General features: G+C 72.2%; 15 protein-coding genes. 3 read left to right on the top strand and 12 right to left on the bottom strand.

Annotated elements, in window-relative coordinates:
• Positions 1-31: 31 nt before the first annotated feature.
• The 7 genes from cobA to ACZ4E1_RS27715 all read right to left on the bottom strand — a co-directional run bounded on the left by cobA (position 32) and on the right by ACZ4E1_RS27715 (position 10,272).
• Positions 32-1,261 carry a uroporphyrinogen-III C-methyltransferase gene (gene cobA / locus ACZ4E1_RS27685; RefSeq protein WP_467544146.1) on the bottom strand — a complete coding sequence of 410 codons (1,230 nt, stop codon included), beginning with the start codon at positions 1,259-1,261 and terminating at the stop codon, positions 32-34.
• A gap of 200 nt (positions 1,262-1,461) precedes the next feature.
• Positions 1,462-4,902, bottom strand: a complete 3,441-nt coding sequence (gene cobT, locus ACZ4E1_RS27690; RefSeq protein WP_467544148.1) for a nicotinate-nucleotide--dimethylbenzimidazole phosphoribosyltransferase — start codon at positions 4,900-4,902, stop codon at positions 1,462-1,464.
• A gap of 364 nt (positions 4,903-5,266) precedes the next feature.
• Complete coding sequence (cbiE, locus tag ACZ4E1_RS27695; protein ID WP_467544150.1) at positions 5,267-6,481, bottom strand: precorrin-6y C5,15-methyltransferase (decarboxylating) subunit CbiE; 1,215 nt, start codon at positions 6,479-6,481, stop codon at positions 5,267-5,269.
• A gap of 286 nt (positions 6,482-6,767) precedes the next feature.
• A complete protein-coding gene (locus ACZ4E1_RS27700) occupies positions 6,768-7,406 on the bottom strand; it encodes a GNAT family N-acetyltransferase (RefSeq protein ID WP_467544152.1) in 639 nt (212 codons plus the stop codon).
• Positions 7,407-7,571: 165 nt separating this feature from the next.
• The gene (locus ACZ4E1_RS27705) at positions 7,572-8,402 is read right to left on the bottom strand and encodes a MetQ/NlpA family ABC transporter substrate-binding protein (RefSeq protein WP_467544155.1); all 831 of its coding nucleotides are present in this window, start codon (positions 8,400-8,402) and stop codon (positions 7,572-7,574) included.
• Between the two features lie 68 nt (positions 8,403-8,470).
• On the bottom strand, positions 8,471-9,226 hold the full coding sequence (locus tag ACZ4E1_RS27710) for a methionine ABC transporter permease (RefSeq protein WP_467544159.1): 756 nt from the start codon (positions 9,224-9,226) through the stop codon (positions 8,471-8,473).
• Positions 9,223-10,272 carry a methionine ABC transporter ATP-binding protein gene (locus tag ACZ4E1_RS27715; RefSeq protein WP_467544162.1) on the bottom strand — a complete coding sequence of 350 codons (1,050 nt, stop codon included), beginning with the start codon at positions 10,270-10,272 and terminating at the stop codon, positions 9,223-9,225. The genes ACZ4E1_RS27710 and ACZ4E1_RS27715 overlap by 4 nt, the downstream gene beginning before the upstream one ends.
• 589 nt (positions 10,273-10,861) lie before the next feature.
• On the opposite strand from ACZ4E1_RS27715, the gene ACZ4E1_RS27720 reads away from it, so the two are divergent.
• Complete coding sequence (locus tag ACZ4E1_RS27720) at positions 10,862-11,221, top strand: hypothetical protein (protein WP_467544165.1); 360 nt, start codon at positions 10,862-10,864, stop codon at positions 11,219-11,221.
• A gap of 7 nt (positions 11,222-11,228) precedes the next feature.
• Positions 11,229-11,690: a hypothetical protein gene (locus tag ACZ4E1_RS27725; protein WP_467544167.1), complete on the top strand. Its 462-nt coding sequence runs from the start codon at positions 11,229-11,231 to the stop codon at positions 11,688-11,690.
• Between the two features lie 7 nt (positions 11,691-11,697).
• Here ACZ4E1_RS27725 and ACZ4E1_RS27730 read toward each other — a convergent pair whose 3' ends face one another.
• From ACZ4E1_RS27730 to ACZ4E1_RS27740, 3 genes are all read right to left on the bottom strand, one after another.
• Entirely contained in the window at positions 11,698-12,195 is a 498-nt protein-coding gene (locus ACZ4E1_RS27730; protein WP_467544170.1) for a GNAT family N-acetyltransferase, read from the bottom strand.
• Between the two features lie 39 nt (positions 12,196-12,234).
• On the bottom strand, positions 12,235-12,750 hold the full coding sequence (locus tag ACZ4E1_RS27735) for a sigma-70 family RNA polymerase sigma factor (RefSeq protein WP_467544172.1): 516 nt from the start codon (positions 12,748-12,750) through the stop codon (positions 12,235-12,237).
• 74 nt (positions 12,751-12,824) lie between these two features.
• Complete coding sequence (locus ACZ4E1_RS27740; protein WP_467544175.1) at positions 12,825-14,018, bottom strand: glycerophosphodiester phosphodiesterase; 1,194 nt, start codon at positions 14,016-14,018, stop codon at positions 12,825-12,827.
• A 287-nt stretch (positions 14,019-14,305) separates the two neighbouring features.
• On the opposite strand from ACZ4E1_RS27740, the gene ACZ4E1_RS27745 reads away from it, so the two are divergent.
• A complete protein-coding gene (locus tag ACZ4E1_RS27745; protein WP_467544179.1) occupies positions 14,306-14,977 on the top strand; it encodes a lysophospholipid acyltransferase family protein in 672 nt (223 codons plus the stop codon).
• Between the two features lie 151 nt (positions 14,978-15,128).
• On the opposite strand, the gene ACZ4E1_RS27750 is transcribed toward ACZ4E1_RS27745, so the two are convergent.
• Positions 15,129-16,658 (bottom strand): MFS transporter, encoded by a 1,530-nt coding sequence (locus ACZ4E1_RS27750; RefSeq protein ID WP_467544183.1) that lies wholly within the window; start codon positions 16,656-16,658, stop codon positions 15,129-15,131.
• Positions 16,655-17,206 carry a TetR/AcrR family transcriptional regulator gene (locus ACZ4E1_RS27755; protein ID WP_467544185.1) on the bottom strand — a complete coding sequence of 184 codons (552 nt, stop codon included), beginning with the start codon at positions 17,204-17,206 and terminating at the stop codon, positions 16,655-16,657. The genes ACZ4E1_RS27750 and ACZ4E1_RS27755 overlap by 4 nt, the downstream gene beginning before the upstream one ends.
• Positions 17,207-17,303: the final 97 nt, after the last annotated feature.

Below are 17,303 nucleotides of genomic sequence, written 5' to 3' on the forward strand. Positions count from 1 at the left end.
TGCGGTGCCAACGGCTCGGTACGAACTGACGTTACCGCGGGTTACGTACGGGGTTCTCGTGGACGACGGGGCCGATCACGATGACGGCCGGGGGCTTGACGCCCTCGGCGAGGACCGTCGCGCCCACGGTGGCCAGGGTGGCATCCACGCGGCGCTGGGCGGCGGTGGTGCCTTCCTGGACCAGGGCGACGGGGGTCTGGGGGTCCTTGCCGTGGGCGACGAGCGCCTCGGCGATCTTGCCGATCTTGTCGACGCCCATGAGGATGACGAGCGTGCCGGTCAGCCGGGCCATCGCGGACCAGTCGACCAGGGAGCGCGCGTCGTCCGGCGCGACATGGCCGCTGACCACGGTGAACTCATGGGCGACGCCGCGGTGGGTGACCGGGATGCCGGCGGCGCCGGGCACCGAGATCGAGCTGGAGATGCCGGGCACGACGGTGACCGGGATGCCCTCGGCGGCCAGCGCCTGGGCCTCCTCCATGCCGCGGCCGAAGACGAACGGGTCGCCGCCCTTGAGCCGGACCACGGCCTTGCCCTGCTTGGCGTGGTCGATCAGCGCCTGGTTGATCGCCTCCTGGCCCATCTGACGGCCGTACGGGATCTTCGCGGCGTCGATCACCTCGACGTGCGGCGGGAGTTCGTCGAGCAGGTCGCGGGGGCCGAGCCGGTCGGCGATGACGACGTCGGCCTCGGCGAGCAGGCGGCGTCCGCGCACCGTGATCAGGTCGGGGTCGCCGGGGCCGCCGCCGACCAGGGCCACGCCCGGCTTGTGCTCGCGCTGGACCGAGACGGTGCCGTCGCGCAGGGCCTCGACGAGCGCGTCGCGGATGCCGGCGGTGCGGCGCGGGTCCCGGTCGGCGGCCTCGGCGGACAGGACCGCGACGGTGACGCCCTCGGTGCGGCCGGTGGCCGGGGTCCAGGCGGTGGCCGCCTCGGCGTCGTCGGAGCGGACGCACCACGTCCGGCCGGCCTCGGCCTCGGCGGAGGCCTCGTCGTTCGCGGCGCGGTCGGCGGTGGCGATCAGCACGTACCAGGCGTCCGCCAGGTCGCCGTGCTCGTAGCGGCGGCGGGTCCAGGCGATCTCGCCCGCGTCCGCCATCGCCTCGACGGACGGGGTGGCCGACGGGGAGATCAGCGTGATGTCCGCGCCCGCCGCGATCAGGGCGGGCAGCCGGCGCTGGGCGACCTGGCCGCCGCCGATGACGATCGTCTTGCGGCCGGTCAGGCGGAGGCCTACGGGGTATGCGGGGTGCTGAGGCATGGGCGGACGGGCTCCTGGTGCGGCTGGGCTCTTGTTCTGGGCTGCGTCGTCGGAGCCCTGTGACGTGCGCGTTCGGGTGCGAGGTCAGCTTATGCCGGGGCCCTCCCGGGGCGCGTCCGGCACCGGGGGCCGCGCCCCACCCGTTCCCCGGCGGAACGCCTGCCCGCGGCGGGGCGGGCAGGCGTTCCTGTGGGCGGTCTCTACTTCTCGGTGACGCCGGCCGAGTCGAAGGTGGCGACCTCGTGCATCGCGCGGGCGGCGCTCTGGACGATCGGGAGGGCGAGCAGCGCGCCCGTGCCCTCACCGAGGCGGAGGTCGAGATCGACCAGGGGGCGCAGGCCCAGCTTGTTGAGCGCGGCGACGTGGCCGGGCTCGGCGCTGCGGTGACCGGCGATGCACGCGGCGAGCACCTCGGGCGCGACGGCCCGGGCGACCAGCGCGGCGGCACCGGCGCTCACGCCGTCGAGGATCACCGGCGTGCGCAGCGAGGCGCCGCCCAGGAGCAGACCGACGAGGGCCGCGTGCTCCAGACCGCCGACCGCGGCGAGGACGCCGATGGGGTCCGCCGGGTCGGGCTGGTGCAGTTCGAGGGCGCGGCGCACGACCTCGACCTTGCGGGCGTGCGTCTCGTCGTTGATGCCGGTGCCGCGGCCGGTGACCTCGGCGGGGTCGGCCTCGGTGTAGACGGAGATCAGGGCGGCGGACGCGGTGGTGTTCGCGATGCCCATCTCGCCGGTCAGCAGCGCCTTGTTACCCGCCGCGACCAGGTCGCGGGCGGTCTCGATGCCGACCTCGATGGCCGCCTTGACCTCTTCGCGGGTCAGGGCCGGGCCGGTCGTCATGTCGGACGTGCCGGCGCGGACCTTGCGCGGCAACAGGCCGGGGGTCGCCGGGAGTTCGGAGGCGACGCCCACGTCGATGACACAGACCTCGGCGCCGACCTGGTTCGCGAACGCGTTGCAGACCGCGCCGCCGCCCAGGAAGTTCGCGACCATCTGGCCGGTGACCTCCTGCGGCCAGGGGGTGACGCCCTGGGCGTGCACCCCGTGGTCGCCGGCGAAGATCGCGACCGCCGCGGGCTCCGGGATCGGCGGCGGGCACATCCGGGACAGGCCCGACAGCTGCGCGGAGATGATCTCCAGCATGCCGAGGGCGCCGGCCGGCTTGGTCATGCGCTTCTGCCGCTCCCAGGCCTCGCCGAGCGCCTTGGCGTCCAGCGGGCGGATGTTGGCGACGGTCTCGGCGAGCAGGTCGTGCGGGTCCTCGCCGGGCAGGGCCCGACGCCCGTACGTCTCCTCGTGGACGACCCAGGACAGCGGACGCCGCTTGGACCAGCCGGCCTGCATCAGCTCGGGCTCGGCGGGGAACTCGTCGACGTAGCCGACGCACAGGTACGCGACCACTTCGAGGTGCTCGGGCAGGCCGAGCGTGCGGACCATCTCGCGCTCGTCGAAGAAGGAGACCCAGCCGACGCCGAGGCCTTCGGCGCGGGCGGCGAGCCACAGGTTCTCCACCGCGAGCGCGGAGGAGTACGGGGCCATCTGCGGCTGGGTGTGCCGGCCGAGGGTGTGACGGCCGCCCCGGGTCGGGTCGGCGGTGACCACGATGTTGACCGGGGTGTCGAGGATGGCCTCGATCTTCAGTTCCTTGAACTGCTTCGCGCGGCCCTTGGGCAGGGACTTGGCGTACGCGTCCCGCTGGCGCTCGGCCAGTTCGTGCATCGTGCGCCGGGTGTCGGCGGAGCGGATGACGACGAAGTCCCAGGGCTGCGAGTGGCCCACGGACGGCGCCGTGTGGGCCGCCTCCAGGACGCGCAGCAGCACCTCGTGCGGGATGGGGTCGCTGCGGAAGCCGTTGCGGATGTCGCGGCGCTCGCGCATGACGCGCAGCACGGCCTCGCGCTCGGCGTCGTCGTAGGCGGGGGCCGCGGGGCCGGCGAGCGTGGGCTCGGCGTCGCCCTCGGCGGTGGGCAGGTCGTCGGCGGACTGGGCCGGCTCGGACTCGTCGGCGGCGGCGCCGTCGCGCGGGGCCGGGACGGCTGCGGCGACGGGCTCTTCGACGGGCTGCTCCGTCACCGGGGCGGCCTCGGTGGGCTGCTCGGCGGCGGGCTCGGTCACGACGGCCTCGGCGGCGACCGGCTGCCCCGTCTCCGCGACGGGCTGCTCCGGAGTCTGCCTGGCCTCGGCGGCCTCGGCGGTCGGGGCCTCCTGAATCTCCGGGACCTCCTGGGCCCCGGGCTCGGCCGGGGTCTCCTGGAGCTGCAAAGCCTGCTCGGCGGCCTGCTCCTGGATCTGCGGGCTCTGGCCCTGCGGCTCCTGCGCCTGGGCGTCCTGCGGCTGCTGGTTCTGGCCGGGCTGCGGGTTCTGGGCGGGCTGTGCCTGCTGGGCGGCCTGGACCTGCTGCTCCTGAGCCGGCTGCTCCGGCTCGGCGGGCTGGGGCTGTTCGGCCTGCTCCGCCTGCTCGTTCTGCGGGCCCTCGGCGACGGGCTGCTGCGCGGGCACGTCCGCCACGGGCTCGGCGACCTGCTGCTCGGCGACGAGCTGCTCGCCCGCGGGCTGCTCCGCGACCGGCTGGTCCGGAACAGGCTGCTCGGCGACCGGCTGTTCGGCAACGGGCTGCTCGGCGACCGGCTGACCCGCGCCGCCCTGCTCGGCGAGCGCCTGCTCCGCGACGGGCTGCTCGGCGACGGGCTGAACGGCGACCGGCTGCTCGGCCACTGGCTGTTCGGCCACTGGCTGTTCGGCCTCGGGCTCCGGCAGCGGCGGTACGACCATGGCCTGCGGCGGCGTCGGCGCCAGGTGCGGCGTGGTGGGCACCGAGCCCTCCACGGGCACGAACTGGCCCAGCGGCTGCTCACCGGCGAACTGCTGCGCGGCCTGCGCGTCGGGCGCCCCGGCGTACGCGACCACCGGCTCCGGCTGCCCGGCGTACGCGCCGACCGGCTGCTGCTCGGGCACGGGCTGGAAGTCCTGGGCGGCGCCCGGCCCCTGCGGGTGCGGGAACTGCCCGGAGTGGTCGGCGTACTGCGCCGGGACGGCCTCCGGGACGACCGTTTCTGCGGCGGCGACGGGCATCCCGCCCGCCAGGTCGTACCCGGCCTGCTCCGGCTGTGCGCCGGCGGGCTGCCACGGGGCGGCGCCCTGCGGCGGAACGTCGAGGTACTCGGGGCCGGTGGTGGGCGGCCCGGACTGGTGCATCGGCATGGCCTGCGGCGGCGTCTGCTGCGCGGGGCCGCGGTCCGCGAGGGAGCGCACGGGGCCGGTGCCGGTCTCGGGCACGGGCGGGCCCATGTGCAGCGGGCGGCGCGGGCCGCCCTGGCTCGGCGCCTGGACCTGGGCCTGGGCCTGGGGCATCTGCATCGCGCCGAGGTCGTGGTGCCCGCTGTCGCGGCCACCCGTCTCGTGCGGACCCGGCTCGTGCACGACGGCGGGGCCCGGCTGCTGCTGGTGCGGGGGCATCGCGGCCTGGGGCTGACCCCAGGCGCCCTGGGAGCCGGGCATCAGGAGCAGTTCGTCGTCCTCGGCGACGGCGTCGGCAGGATCGAGGTAGGTGTACGCGCCCGGGGCGGGAACGCCCGGCTGGTCCACCCCTCCCGCGTTCTCCGGCAGTCCTTCGCCCGGAACCTGACCGGTTTCGGTCATGCCTACCCCTCGCCCATCGTGAGAACTTACTGGCCGCCCCCGGCCGACCGCCGGAGATGCAACCCCCTTGACCGGAGCGGTGCGTCGTCCGCCCGTCCAGTAGAACGAGCGCACACGCCGCGCGGCACGAACCGACCCGGACAACAGGCATTGTCCCGGTCGGAACGCGGCCACGGTACGTAGTTCGACCATGGCTTTCTGTGGACTGCGCCACGTTGCGCGTCCTCCGGTCGGCGTCGTACCACAAGCGCCCCGGACATGGTGCGTTTACGGGACCTTTCCGGAACATTGACCGACGGATCGTCAGGTGTCCTGGTGCGGTACAACGATCGGTCAGCCTACCGCGCGCGCCCGGCCGTCAGGGTCACGGGTGGCGATCCGGAAGGCGCCCCGACAGCAGGAACCCCACGGTCCGCTCCTTCTCCGTCCAGCGGCGTGTGTCCAGTTCGACGGATTGCAGGAGGGCGCACTCGACGTCGTAGCCGTGCTCCGTCAGGTCTCTGCCGACGAGTTCGGCCGCGTCGCGTGTCGCCGCGTGGGTGACGATGCGGGCGGGGCGCCGGTCGGCGACCGCGGAGACGACCGCCGCTCCCCCGCCGCCGACCCGTACGACGTCGGGTTCGGGCAGGTCCTCCAGGACGTGCGGGGCGGTGCCGTGCACGATCTGGGCCTGGACGCCGAGGCGGCGGGTGGTGGCCAGGGTGCGGGCGCAGGCGTCGGGGTCGCTGTCGACGGCGATGACGGCGGCGCCGAAGCGGGCGGACTCGGCGGTGAAGGCGCCGCTGCCGCAGCCGATGTCCCAGACGAGGTCGCCGGTGCGCGGGCCCAGGCGGGCCAGTTGGGCGGCGCGCAGTTGTTCGGTCTCGCCCTCGCCGAAGGGGCCGGTGTACTCGGCGGCGGGCAGGGCCCAGCCGCGCGGTGTGGTGCCGGGTTCGCCGCCCGCGAGCCAGGCGCCGCTCTCGGAGGTGCCGGTGGCGTGGCCGCCGATGACGATGACGACGTTGGGGTCGCGCCAGGTGTGGTCGGCGGCCTTGTCGGAGGTGACGACGGTGACCTGTTCGCGGTCGGTGCCGAGTTCCTCGCAGATGACGAAGGTGCGGTGGACGCCTTCGAGGAGCAGGCCCAGTTCGGCGGGGCCGGCGCCGGGCGAGGTGAGGACGGCGACCTTGGTGTGGGCGCGGCACACGTTGATCGCGCGGCGCAGGGTGCGGCGGTGTGCGACGACCACCTTGGCGTCGTCCCAGGGCATGCCGGCGCGGGCGAAGGCCTGGGCGACGGCGGAGACGGCGGGGACGACCTCGACCTCGAGTCCGTACTCGGGGGCGCGCAGGGTGCGGACGACGCCGAAGAAGCCGGGGTCGCCGTCGGCCAGGACGACGGCGGTGCCGCGGTGGGCGGTGATGCGGCGGGCGGCGAGGGAGACACTGCCGAGCCGGATCCGCTCCGCGGTGGGCGGGACCTCGGGCAGTGCCAGGTGGTGGGCGGCGCCGGCCACGAGGGTGGCGGCGCCGAGTGCGGAGCGGGCCGCCGCGGTCAGGGGCGAGCCGTCCCAGCCGATCACCGTGACCCGGTCGGCCATCGTCGTCTGTCTCCTGGGTGTGCGCGGGGGGCTGGGCAGGGTGAGCGTACCCGGTGGGGTTCGGGGGTCTCGTCGCGGGCTGCGGGCCGGTGGGGCTTCTCGCGCAGTTCCCCGCGCCCCTGAAATGCAGACGCTTCGCGTCGCATTTCCCCGACGGGGCACCGCCCCCCTGGAGATCGCGCACGAAGTGCGCATCTCCAGGGGCGCGGGACTGTGTCCATTGGCGGCTCCGCCGCGGGGCGCGACCAGCCCCCACCTACCCGCACCCGGCGACGAAACGGTCGGGTCAGTTCCAGTCGGAGAAGGCGGTGAAGCCGCCGGCCTCCGCGAGCTGCTCCGTGACGCCTTCGAGGTCCTCCGGGAGCAGGCTCCACACGATGAAGTCCGTGCGGACCTCGGCCCAGCCACCGTCCTCCGTGCGCGTACGCGCTATGCAGGCGTTGCGCAGGACGCCTTCGCTGATGCAGCCGATCTTCTGGGCGACCTGCTGGGAGGCCGTGTTGTCGGCGGCGGTGCGCAGTTCGATGCGCTCCATGCGCTGGTCGCGGAAGAGCCACTGGGCGGTGGCGAGCGCGGCCTCGGAGGCGTAGCCCTCGCCGCGGGCCCAGGGGGCGACGATGTACGACAACTCGGTGGCGCGGACGTGCCAGTTGGTCTTGGTGAGCTGGACGACGCCGACGAGGCGCTGGGTGAGGAACTCGGTGACGGCGAGGTCGAGGCCGCGTCCCGAGGCGCGCTCGCGGGGCGCGTACTCGGTGATCCAGCGGCGGGCGCCCTCCTCGGTGAAGGGCTGCGGGACCGAGGTCCAGGCGGCGACGAGTTCGTCGTTCATCATCTCGGTGAGGGCGGGGACGTCGTCCTCGTCGAGGCGGCGCAGCACCAAGCGCTCCGTGCTGATGGAGATCTCGGGGAAGGTGTTCGTCATGCGGCGCTCCGTAACCTTCGTGGCCGCCTCTTCGTCCCTCGTGCCGGCCGGGGTGAGTGCCCAGCATGCAGCATGAAGGCACGTCACTGCACATGGGGGCCGCACCCGTTGCCGGGTACGGCCCCCTGGGAACGCCTCGAAGGCGCCCGCGGAAGTGACGCGGGATCAGAACGAGGGCAGGACGGAGCCCTTGTACTTGTCCTCGATGAACTTCTTGACCTCGGGCGAGGTGAGGAGCTTGGCGAGCTTCTTCACGCGGGGGTCGTTCTCCTTGCCCTCCTTGACGGCGAGGACGTTGTTGTACGCGTTGCCCTTCGTCGACTCGAGGGCGAGGGCGTCCTTGGCCGGGTTGAGGTCGGCACCGATGGCGTAGTTGCCGTTGATCACCGCGCCGTCGACGTCCTGCAGGGAGCGCGGGGTCTGCGCCGCCTCGACCTCCTTGAACTGGAGGTCCTTGGGGTTCTTGGCGATGTCCTGCGGGGTGGCGGTGGCCTCCGCGCCCTTCTTCAGGCCGATGATGCCGGTCGAGGCGAGGAAGCGCAGGGCGCGGCTCTCGTTGTCGGCGTCGTTCGGCAGGGCGATGGTGCCGCCCTTCTTGAGCTCGTCGAGCTTCTTGAACTTCTCGGAGTAGAGGCCGAGGGGCTCGAGGTGGACGACCGCGACGGACTTGAGGTGCGTGCCGTTCTTCTTGTTGAAGTCTTCCAGGTACGGGACGGTCTGGAAGTAGTTGGCGTCGACCGAGCCGTCCTCGGTGGCGTTGTTCGGCTGGACGTAGTCCGTGAACTCCTTGACCTCGAGGTTGAGGCCTTCCTTCTTCGCCAGGTGGTCCTTGATGTAGTTCAGGACCTCGGCGTGCGGGACGGGAGTGGCCGCGACGACCAGGGGGTCGGAGGCCTTCGCCTTGGTGTCGCCCTTGTCGGAGCCGCAGGCGCTGAGGCCGAGGGTGAGGGCTCCGGTGACGAGGACAGCAGCGGTGATCTTGGTGGTGTTACGCACGAAAAGTGCCTTTCTCCATGGGTGGTGCAACCCGCCGGGGGACGGGGAGTCTGGGTGCGGCGGGTGATTCAGCCGGTGGTCTTGCCGGTGGTGGCTTCGGCGGCGACGGGGCCGCCGGGGAGGAAGCCGCCGAACAGCCGGAAGCGGAGCGGTTCGCCGCCCTTGCCGGCGCGGCGGTGCAGGACGCGGGCTCCGCTGTCGCCCGCGAACTGGATGAGCGAGATGACGACGGCGAGGACCGCGACGGTGATCCACATGAGGTTGCCCTCGAAGCGCTGGTAGCCGTAGCGGATCGCGATGTCGCCGAGGCCGCCGGCGCCGACGGTGCCCGCCATGGCCGAGTAGCCGATGAGGGCGACGATCGTCGTGGTGGTCGCGGAGATCAGCGAGGGCAGCGACTCGGGTACGAGGACCTTGCGCACGACGGTACAGGTGTTGCCGCCCATGGACTGGACGGCCTCGACCAGGCCGCCGTCGACCTCGCGCACGGCGGTCTCGACGAGCCGGGCGAAGAACGGGATGGCGCCGATGGCGAGCGGCACGATGGCGGCCTCGCGGCCGATGGTGGTGCCGACGACCGCACGCGTGAAGCTCATGAGCGCGACCATCAGGATGATGAAGGGCATCGAGCGGACGATGTTCACGACCTGCCCGATGATCTTGTTCACCAGCGCGTTCTGGAGCAGTCCACCGCGGTCCGTGAGGACGAGCAGCACGCCGAGCGGCAGACCGCCGACGATGGCGATGAGCGTGGACCAGCCGACCATGTAGAGGGTGTCCCAACACGCCTGGGACAGCAGCGGCTGCATCTCCGACCAGGTCACTTGGTGACACCTTCCTTCTGCAGTACGGGGGCGGTCTCGCCCTGCGGGCCCTGGATCTCGACCTGGAGGCCCTGCTCGCGCAGGAAGCCGACGGGCACGACGTTGTCCTCGTAGCGGCCGGGCAGTTCGATGCGCATGCGGCCGACCTGCTTGCCGGCGACGGTGTCCATCGCGGCGCCCAGGATCGAGATGTCGATGTTGTAGGTGCGCGAGAGCTGCGAGATGACGGGCTGGGTCGCGGACTCGCCGTGGAAGGTGACGTCGATGACCGTGCGGTCGGCGCCGGTGGCGTCGCCGCTGACCGGGAAGAGCGCGGAGGCGAGCTCCGAGCCGGGCGTCGCGAGGAGCTCGCTGACGGTGCCGGACTCGATGATCTGTCCGTGCTCCATGAGGGCGGCGGAGTCGCAGACGGTCTTGACGACGTCCATCTCGTGCGTGATGAGCAGGACGGTCAGGCCGAGCTGCTGGTTGAGGTCGCGCAGGAGCTGGAGGATGGAGCGGGTGGTCTCGGGGTCGAGGGCGCTGGTGGCCTCGTCGGAGAGCAGCACCTTCGGGTCGCCGGCCAGGGCGCGGGCGATGCCGACGCGCTGCTTCTGGCCGCCGGAGAGCTGGGCGGGGTAGGACTTGGCCTTGTCGGAGAGGCCGACGAGGTCGAGCAGTTCCAGCGCCTTGGCAGAACGTTCCTTCCCCGACTTGCCGAGGATCTCCAGCGGCAGCTCGATGTTGTCCTGGACGGTGCGCGAGGACAGCAGGTTGAAGTGCTGGAAGACCATGCCGATGCGGCTGCGCGCCTCGCGGAGCTGCTTGCCGGCGCGGGGGCCGCGCCCGGCGAGCGCGGTGAGGTCCTGGCCGGCGACCGTCACGGTGCCGGAGGTGGGGCGCTCCAGGAGGTTGACGCAGCGGATGAGGGAGGACTTGCCGGCGCCGGACTGGCCGATGACGCCGTACACCTCGCCTTCGCGGACGTGCAGGTCGACGCCGTCGAGGGCGGTGACCTCGCGGCCGCGCGAGCGGTAGACCTTGGTGAGGCCCTGGGTGGTGATCACGTGGGTTTCCGTCACTGTCGAGTGCGCGGCACGGGTGTCGCCGGGCACGGGGCATTCATTCGGGAAGTTGCGGAAGTCCGGGCGCGCGTGCTCTCGCTCTCGACGGGGAGCGGTACTGGAACCAGTACGTGGAGACTGTGCGCGGGCAGACCTGCATCTCGCTTCGGGGCGCGAGAACGGGGTTCCCTCCCTGCCCTAGGGGCACGGGAGAGGAGCGGGGGCCCTCAGAAGGCGCACATTCGACACATACAGCGAGCACCGGGCGTCCTGGTCGCCTCGGTCGCAAGGATGCGGCTGCTCGTCGTGGTCATGCGGGCAAGTAAAGCAGACGTGAGGGCCTTTCCGACCAGCGCTGTCCGTATAGCGGACAGCCGTGGACGGGCATGCGGAACGCCTCGCTCCCCCGCGGTGGACTCCACGCCGGCCGTCGTGGCCAGCGCTGACACGGCCGGGAGGTCCTCCACGACGACGCCGGCGGACGGGTCCCGCGTGGGGCGCGCTGTGGTCAACGCCACGGTCGGCGGGCCGGTGGCCGGGGCCGCCGGGGGCGAGGGCGGCGGGCCTTCTGTCCCGTAATAGGGTCTGGGCCATGCTTGATGTCCTGACCCTGGTGACGGGTCTCGCCGCGCTCGCGCTCGCCGCGTGGTGCGGTTTCGCCGCCTCTCGCGACCAGCCGACCAAGGACTGGCACTTCATCGGGATGGCCGTGGTGTCGGCGCTGGCGCTGCTCCAGCTGGTGGTCGGGATCGTGCAGCTGACGCGCGGCGAGAAGCCGGACCAGGGCACGACGATCTTCGTCGCGTATCTGATCGGGGCGTTCGCGTGCGTGCCGGCGGCCGGGTTCATGTCGCTGGCCGAGCGGACCCGCTGGGGCTCGGTGACGGTCGCCGCGGGCGGTGTCGTGCTCGCGGTCCTCGAAGTACGGCTCTACGACATCTGGGGAGGATGAGGTGGCGGTGACCTCTTCGGAGCACGCGGAGACGGAAGAGAAGCCGGAGGGCGGGCGGCGCCGACTCATCGGCGGTCCCGGGCTGCTGCTCGTGTGGCTGTACGGCGTGATGGTCGTCGGCGCGGTGTCGCGGTCGGTCTTCCAGATCTCGACCGCGTTCGACAAGGCGCCGCTGGCGTACTCGCTGTCGGCGGTCGCGGGCCTGGTGTACGGCTTCATCACGTACTCGCTGGTGCGCGGCGGCGACCGCGCCCGGCGTTCGGCCTTCGCGTGCTGCGCCCTGGAGCTGGCGGGCGTCCTGATCGTCGGGACGTGGACGCTGGTGGACGCCTCCGCGTTCCCGGACCAGACCGTGTGGTCGGACTACGGGATGGAGTACCTGTTCATCCCGGTGCTCCTGCCGGTCACCGGGATGTACTGGCTGCGCAAGGGCGTGCTGCGGCAGCGGCCGGAGGCCACCGCCGCCTGAGCCGCGGTCAGGCGCTCGTGGCGAGCGCCGAGGCGTCGATCTCCTTGGCGAGGGTGACGAGGGTGAGCCGCTCGTCGACCTGGCGGGTGGAGACCTGCGCGTAGCCGTGCTTCCGGTAGAGGCGCAGGTTGTGCTCGCTGCGGTGGCCGCTGAACAGCTGGAACCGCTTGGCCGTGCCGGCGAACGCGGACTCGATGGCGGCGAGCAGCCGTCCGCCGAGGCCGTGGCGCTGCATGCGCGGATGGACGATCAGCTTGCCGATCCGTGCGGTGCCGTCCGCGTCGACGGTCCCGCGGACGGAGGCCACCACCTCGTCACCCAGGCGGGCCACCAGAACGGTGCCGCCCGTCATTTCGGCCCTGACCGAGTCGAGGGACTGTGTGAGCGGTTCGATCGAGTAGTCCCCGTACAGCTGCGCCTCGCTCTGGTAGCAGAGGTACTGCAGTTTGAGGATCTGCTCGGCGTCCGCTTCGGTCGCCGCAGAGATGGTCACGCTCATGCCCATGTGTGCATGCCTCCCGCTCACCTGTTCGCCGGTTGCCCCTCACTCTTTTCCCCGGCGCCGCCTCGGCGCAACCTCGGCGGGCAGGATTCTGCGCAGGCATCCCAGACATCTGGAACGTTCCGGTCCAAGACTGCCCTGTGAGATACCCAACTCACCTGCGATTTCACGGTAAGTGAGGTCTTTGGGGGACAGGAGGGCGCCGATCAGGCCGGGGCAGCGGCCGGGCAGCCGGCGTACGGCCGAATGCAGGGCACGGGCGCGCTCCGTGAGCAGGGTGTGGTGCTCGGGGTCGGCGTGGTCGGGGTGCTCGGCGACGGGATCCACGGCGTAGGGCTGCTCGTGCCGGGCGGTGCGGCGGTGGCGGCGGGCCTCGGCGCGGACGGTGGCGGTGAGCCAGGCGGCGGGGTCGGCGGGTGGTCCCTGGGTGTCGAGGTGTTCCAGGAGGCGGAGCCAGACGGCCTGCTCGAGGTCGGCCCGCCCCTCGCCGGGCAGCTCGGCGCGGGCCTCGGCCGCGAGCAGCGGGCGCAGGGTCTCGAAGACGGTGTCGTGGATCATGCCCGGCGGGACGCGGCCGCCCGGTCACCCGGTTGCCGGGGCGGCCGCGTCTCACTCCAACCGGGACCGGCGGCTCAGCCGTTGACGAAGTCCTCGCGGGCGAGCAGACCGGTGTCGCAGTTGTCCGTGAAGATGCCGTCGATGCCGGTCGCGAAGTAGGTCTGGAAGGCTCCGAAGGCGTCGCCGTACGCGTTCGGGTCGGTGCCCTTCCTGAAGTCCGCGGGCAGGAAGGTGTTCTCGTTGCGCATCGTGTACGGGTGCAGGATCAGCCCGGCGGCGTGCGCGTCCGCGACGAGGGTGGTGGGTTCGCCGAGCTTGCCGCTCTTGTCCTTCGGGATGATCAGGTCGAGGGTCGGGCCGATGCCCTGCGCGTAGCCGGCGATCTCCTTCAGGCCCGCGGGCGTGATGAGGTCGGCGACGGTGCGCGGGTCGCCGTTCTCGACGAAGTCGGCGGGGCGGGAGCCGGCCGAGGAGAGCAGGACGACGAGCGGGTTGTCGACGAGCTTGTCCAGTCGCTGGATGCTGGTCGGCTCGAAGGACTGCAGGAAGACGGGCGCGTTCTTGCGGTGCAGGCCGCGGGCGCGCAGCAGCTTGGCGATCCGCTCCTCGAGGCCGAGGCCGAGCTTGCGGAAGTAGGTGGGGTGCTTGGTCTCGACGTGGATCCAGACCTCGCGGCCCCGGGCGCGGCTCTGCTCGGCGCGCCAGTCGAGGACCTCGTCGAAGGTGGGGATCTCCCAGCGGCCGTTGTAGAGGGTGTTGTGCGGCCGGTTGCCCGGGATGCGCTCGACCGCGCGCAGGGTCTTCAGTTCGGCGAGGGTGAAGTCCTCGGTGAACCAGCCGGTGGTGGAGACGCCGTCGATGACCTTCGTGGTCGTGCGGGAGGCGAACTCGGGGTGGGCCGAGACGTCCGTGGTGCCGCCGATCTCCGGCTCGTGGCGGCAGACGAGCCGGCCGTCCTTGGTGGGGACGATGTCGCCGGCCTCGATGACGTGGGCGCCCATGTCGAGCGCGAGTTGGTAGGAGCCGAGGGTGTGCTCGGGGCGGTAGCCGCTGGTGCCGCGGTGGGCGATGACGGTGGGCACGGGCAGCGACGTGTAGCCCTGCCCCGAGTGATTCCCGCCACTGGCCCGCTCGGCGGCCCGGGCCGTGCCGGGCAGGGCGACGGCGGCCACGCCCGCGCTCAGCACCGCGGCGCCGAGCAGCGCCCGCCGGCCCACTCCCCCACCGGTGCCCGCCTCGTGTGCCGCCTGAGCCTTCTCGTTCCCCATGGAGCGCTCCTCCCGCCGAGTTACCGCCTTGTACCTGTCAAAGCGGGACCGATCGTAGGTGCGCGGGAGTGACCAGGGGGAGACCGCGTACGGAACGTCGGGGTGATGCGGGATGACCGCTGTGTGTCGTCCGCGTGGCAGGGGTGCGTCGGTGACGTCGTGCGGGATCAACCCGCATCAACACTCTGTATCCACTCGGTGAACCCGATGTGCGGGAGGGCGGTACGCGCGAGTATCGTCCTCACCTGCACAGACCTTATGTCCATTCCTTGACCCCGGAGGGCCCGTTGTCCCGCTTCGCGCTCATCAAGGCAGTGCTCGGACCGATCATGCGCCTGATGTTCCGCCCACGGGTGGAGGGCGCCGAGAACATCCCGGGCGACGGCCCCGTCATTCTGGCCGGAAACCATCTGACGTTCATCGACTCGATGATCCTGCCGCTCGTCTGCGACCGGCAGGTGTTCTTCATCGGCAAGGACGAGTACGTCACCGGCAAGAGCCTCAAGGGCCGCCTGATGGCGTGGTTCTTCACCGGCGTCGGCATGATCCCGGTGGACCGGGACGGAGCCAACGGCGGTGTGGCCGCGCTGATGACGGGCCGCCGGGTCCTGGAGGAGGGCAAGGTCTTCGGCATCTACCCGGAGGGCACCCGCTCCCCCGACGGCCGCCTGTACCGCGGCCGTACGGGCATCGCGCGCCTGACGCTGATGACCGGCGCGCCCGTCGTGCCGTTCGCCGTGATCGGCACCGACAAGCTCCAGCCGGGCGGCGCGGGCATGCCGCGCCCGGGCCGGGTGACCCTGCGCTTCGGCGAGGCGATGGAGTTCTCCCGCTACGACGGCATGGGTCGCGACCGGTACGTGCTGCGGGCCGTGACCGACTCCGTGATGGCCGAGGTCATGCGCCTTTCGGGTCAGGAGTACGTGGACATGTACGCCACGAAGGCGAAGGCCGCGTAACCCTCCACCAGCTGTGACCGGGGCCCGGCCCTGCGGAGTTCGCTCCGCGGGACCGGGCCCCGGTCGTTGCGCCCTGTCCATCGGGACGGCGTCACCCGGACGGCGTCACCGGGGCGTGTCACTTCTCCAGCCGTGCGGTTCCCCCGCCGGGTCACTTCTCCAACTGCTGGCCGCGCAGGAGGAACCAGGCCGCGACCGAGGTCGCGAGCAGCACCGCGGCGCCGATGCCCGCGGCCACCTGGAGCCCGTCGACGAAGGCGCCCTGGGCCGAGCCGAGCAGCTCGTGGGCCTGGGCCGGCGGCAGCGCGGCGGAGGACTCGACAGCGCCGCCGAGTGAGGCGTGGGCCGCGTCGGCGACCTCGGCGGGGGTGCCGGCCGGGACCGTGAAGCCCGCGTAGACGCCGGTGACGATCGAGCCGAGCAGGGCGATGCCGAGGGCCGCGCCCAGCTCGTACGCCGTCTCCGAGACCGCGGAGGCCGCGCCCGCCTGCTCCTTGGGGACGCTGGAGAGGATCACGTCGGCGGTCACGGTGAACGAGAAGCCGGCGCCGACGCCGACGACCAGGAGCACCGTGCCGAGCAGCGGGTAGCCCGTGTCCTGGCTCAGGCCGGTGAGGACGGCCAGGGACAGACCGACCGCCGCGAGTCCGCCCGCGACGACGACACGGACCGAGAAGCGGCGCGCCACGGCGCCGGCGACGAGTCCGGCGACCACCGCGCCGATCGCGGCGGGCAGTTCGGCGAGACCGGCCTCGAAGGGCCTGCGGCCCTGGACCAGTTGGAGGAACTGGGACATGAAGAACACCAGGCCGGACAGGCCGAGGATGGTCAGCAGGTCGGCGAGGACCGCGCCGGAGAAGCCGCGGTTGCGGAACAGGCGCATGTCGAGCAGCGGCGACGCCAGGGTGAGCTGGCGCCGTACGAACCCGGCGAGCGCGGACAGGCCGACGAGCGCGGACAGGGCGACGTCCCAGGTGAGGCCGTGTGCCGCCGCCTCCTTGACCGCGTAGACCACCCCGATCATGCCGACGAGCGAGAGGGCGACGCTGGGCAGGTCCCAGGGGCCCTGCACCGGGTTCTTCGACTCGGGGATCAGCTTGACCCCGACCACGACGAGCACCGCCATGACGGGCAGGTTGATGAGGAAGACCGAGCCCCACCAGAAGTGCTCGAGCAGGAAACCGCCGACGACCGGGCCGACGGCCGCGCCGGCCGAGGCCATGGCGCCCCAGATGCCGACGGCGAGGGAACGCTCGCGCGGGTCGTGGAAGATGTTCCGGATCAGGGCCAGGGTCGAGGGCATCAGGGTGGCACCGGCGACACCGAGCAGGGCGCGCGCCAGGATCATCAGCTCGGGCGTCGTCGCGTACGCGTTGAGCACCGAGACCGCGCCGAACGCGACGGCTCCGGTGAGCAGCAGCTTCTTGCGGCCGATGCGGTCGCCGAGGCTGCCCATGGAGACGAGCAGTCCGGCGATGACGAACGAGTACACGTCGCCGATCCACAGCAGCTGCGTGCCGGACGGCTCCAGGTCCTCGCTGATGTAGGGGGTCGCGAGGCCGAGGACTGTCGCGTCCACGGCGACGAGCAGCACGGCCAGCACGAGTACGGAGAGGGCGAGCCACCGGCCGGGGCGCGCCACCACCTCCGGTACCTGGGGTCGCTGGTGAGTGCTGGTCATGGTTCCACGCTCCGTCGTGCGCCGCCGAGCAGCAGCTCGGCGATCATGTATGAGAAGTCCTTGGCCGCGACGCGGCCGTCCTGTACGGCCCAGGCGCAGCTGCCGATGAGGCCGTAGAGCGCCTCGCACAGCCAGGCCGGGGTCAGATCGATCCGGAACTCGCCGGATTCCTGGCCGCGCCGGAACAGCGCGACCATGCGGGCGTCGATGCGGGCCCAGCCTGCGTGCTGTTCCTCGCCCTCGAACAGCTGGTTCTCCGTGTTGAGGAAGGCCAGCAGCGGGGCGGCCGTCTCGAGCTCGCCGACGAGCCGGCGCAGCGCGTCCCCGGCCGGGCCCGCGTCGAGGCGCGCCCGGTCGAGCGCCGCCTCGCACTCCTGGATGCCCAGCTCCTCCAGCGCGCGCACGAGAGCGTCACGGCCCGCGAAGTGGCGGTGCAGCGTGGCACGGCTGATGCCCGCGGCCTTCGCCACCTCGTCCATCGTGGCGGTGGATTTGCGGGTGAGGAGGGCCGCGGCGGCGTGCAGCGTCTGGGATCGGTCGACAGCCATGAGACGAGCATAGCTTGAATGAGACATTGATGTCTCATCCGAAAGGATGACGTCTCACCTCGTGTGGGGTTCGTGAGGTGTGCGAGGTACGAGGTCT

Source organism: Streptomyces sp. NPDC025806, assembly GCF_055558275.1.

What these genes read in the sequence shown, in the direction of transcription:
- cobA (WP_467544146.1), bottom strand. Translation starts at nt 1,261, where the DNA reads ATGCCTCAGCACCCCGCATACCCCGTAGGCCTCCGCCTGACCGGCCGC.
- cobT (WP_467544148.1), bottom strand. Translation starts at nt 4,902, where the DNA reads ATGACCGAAACCGGTCAGGTTCCGGGCGAAGGACTGCCGGAGAACGCG.
- cbiE (WP_467544150.1), bottom strand. Translation starts at nt 6,481, where the DNA reads ATGGCCGACCGGGTCACGGTGATCGGCTGGGACGGCTCGCCCCTGACC.
- ACZ4E1_RS27700 (WP_467544152.1), bottom strand. Translation starts at nt 7,406, where the DNA reads ATGACGAACACCTTCCCCGAGATCTCCATCAGCACGGAGCGCTTGGTG.
- ACZ4E1_RS27720 (WP_467544165.1), top strand. Translation starts at nt 10,862, where the DNA reads ATGCTTGATGTCCTGACCCTGGTGACGGGTCTCGCCGCGCTCGCGCTC.
- ACZ4E1_RS27730 (WP_467544170.1), bottom strand. Translation starts at nt 12,195, where the DNA reads ATGGGCATGAGCGTGACCATCTCTGCGGCGACCGAAGCGGACGCCGAG.
- ACZ4E1_RS27735 (WP_467544172.1), bottom strand. Translation starts at nt 12,750, where the DNA reads ATGATCCACGACACCGTCTTCGAGACCCTGCGCCCGCTGCTCGCGGCC.
- ACZ4E1_RS27740 (WP_467544175.1), bottom strand. Translation starts at nt 14,018, where the DNA reads ATGGGGAACGAGAAGGCTCAGGCGGCACACGAGGCGGGCACCGGTGGG.
- ACZ4E1_RS27750 (WP_467544183.1), bottom strand. Translation starts at nt 16,658, where the DNA reads ATGACCAGCACTCACCAGCGACCCCAGGTACCGGAGGTGGTGGCGCGC.
- ACZ4E1_RS27755 (WP_467544185.1), bottom strand. Translation starts at nt 17,206, where the DNA reads ATGGCTGTCGACCGATCCCAGACGCTGCACGCCGCCGCGGCCCTCCTC.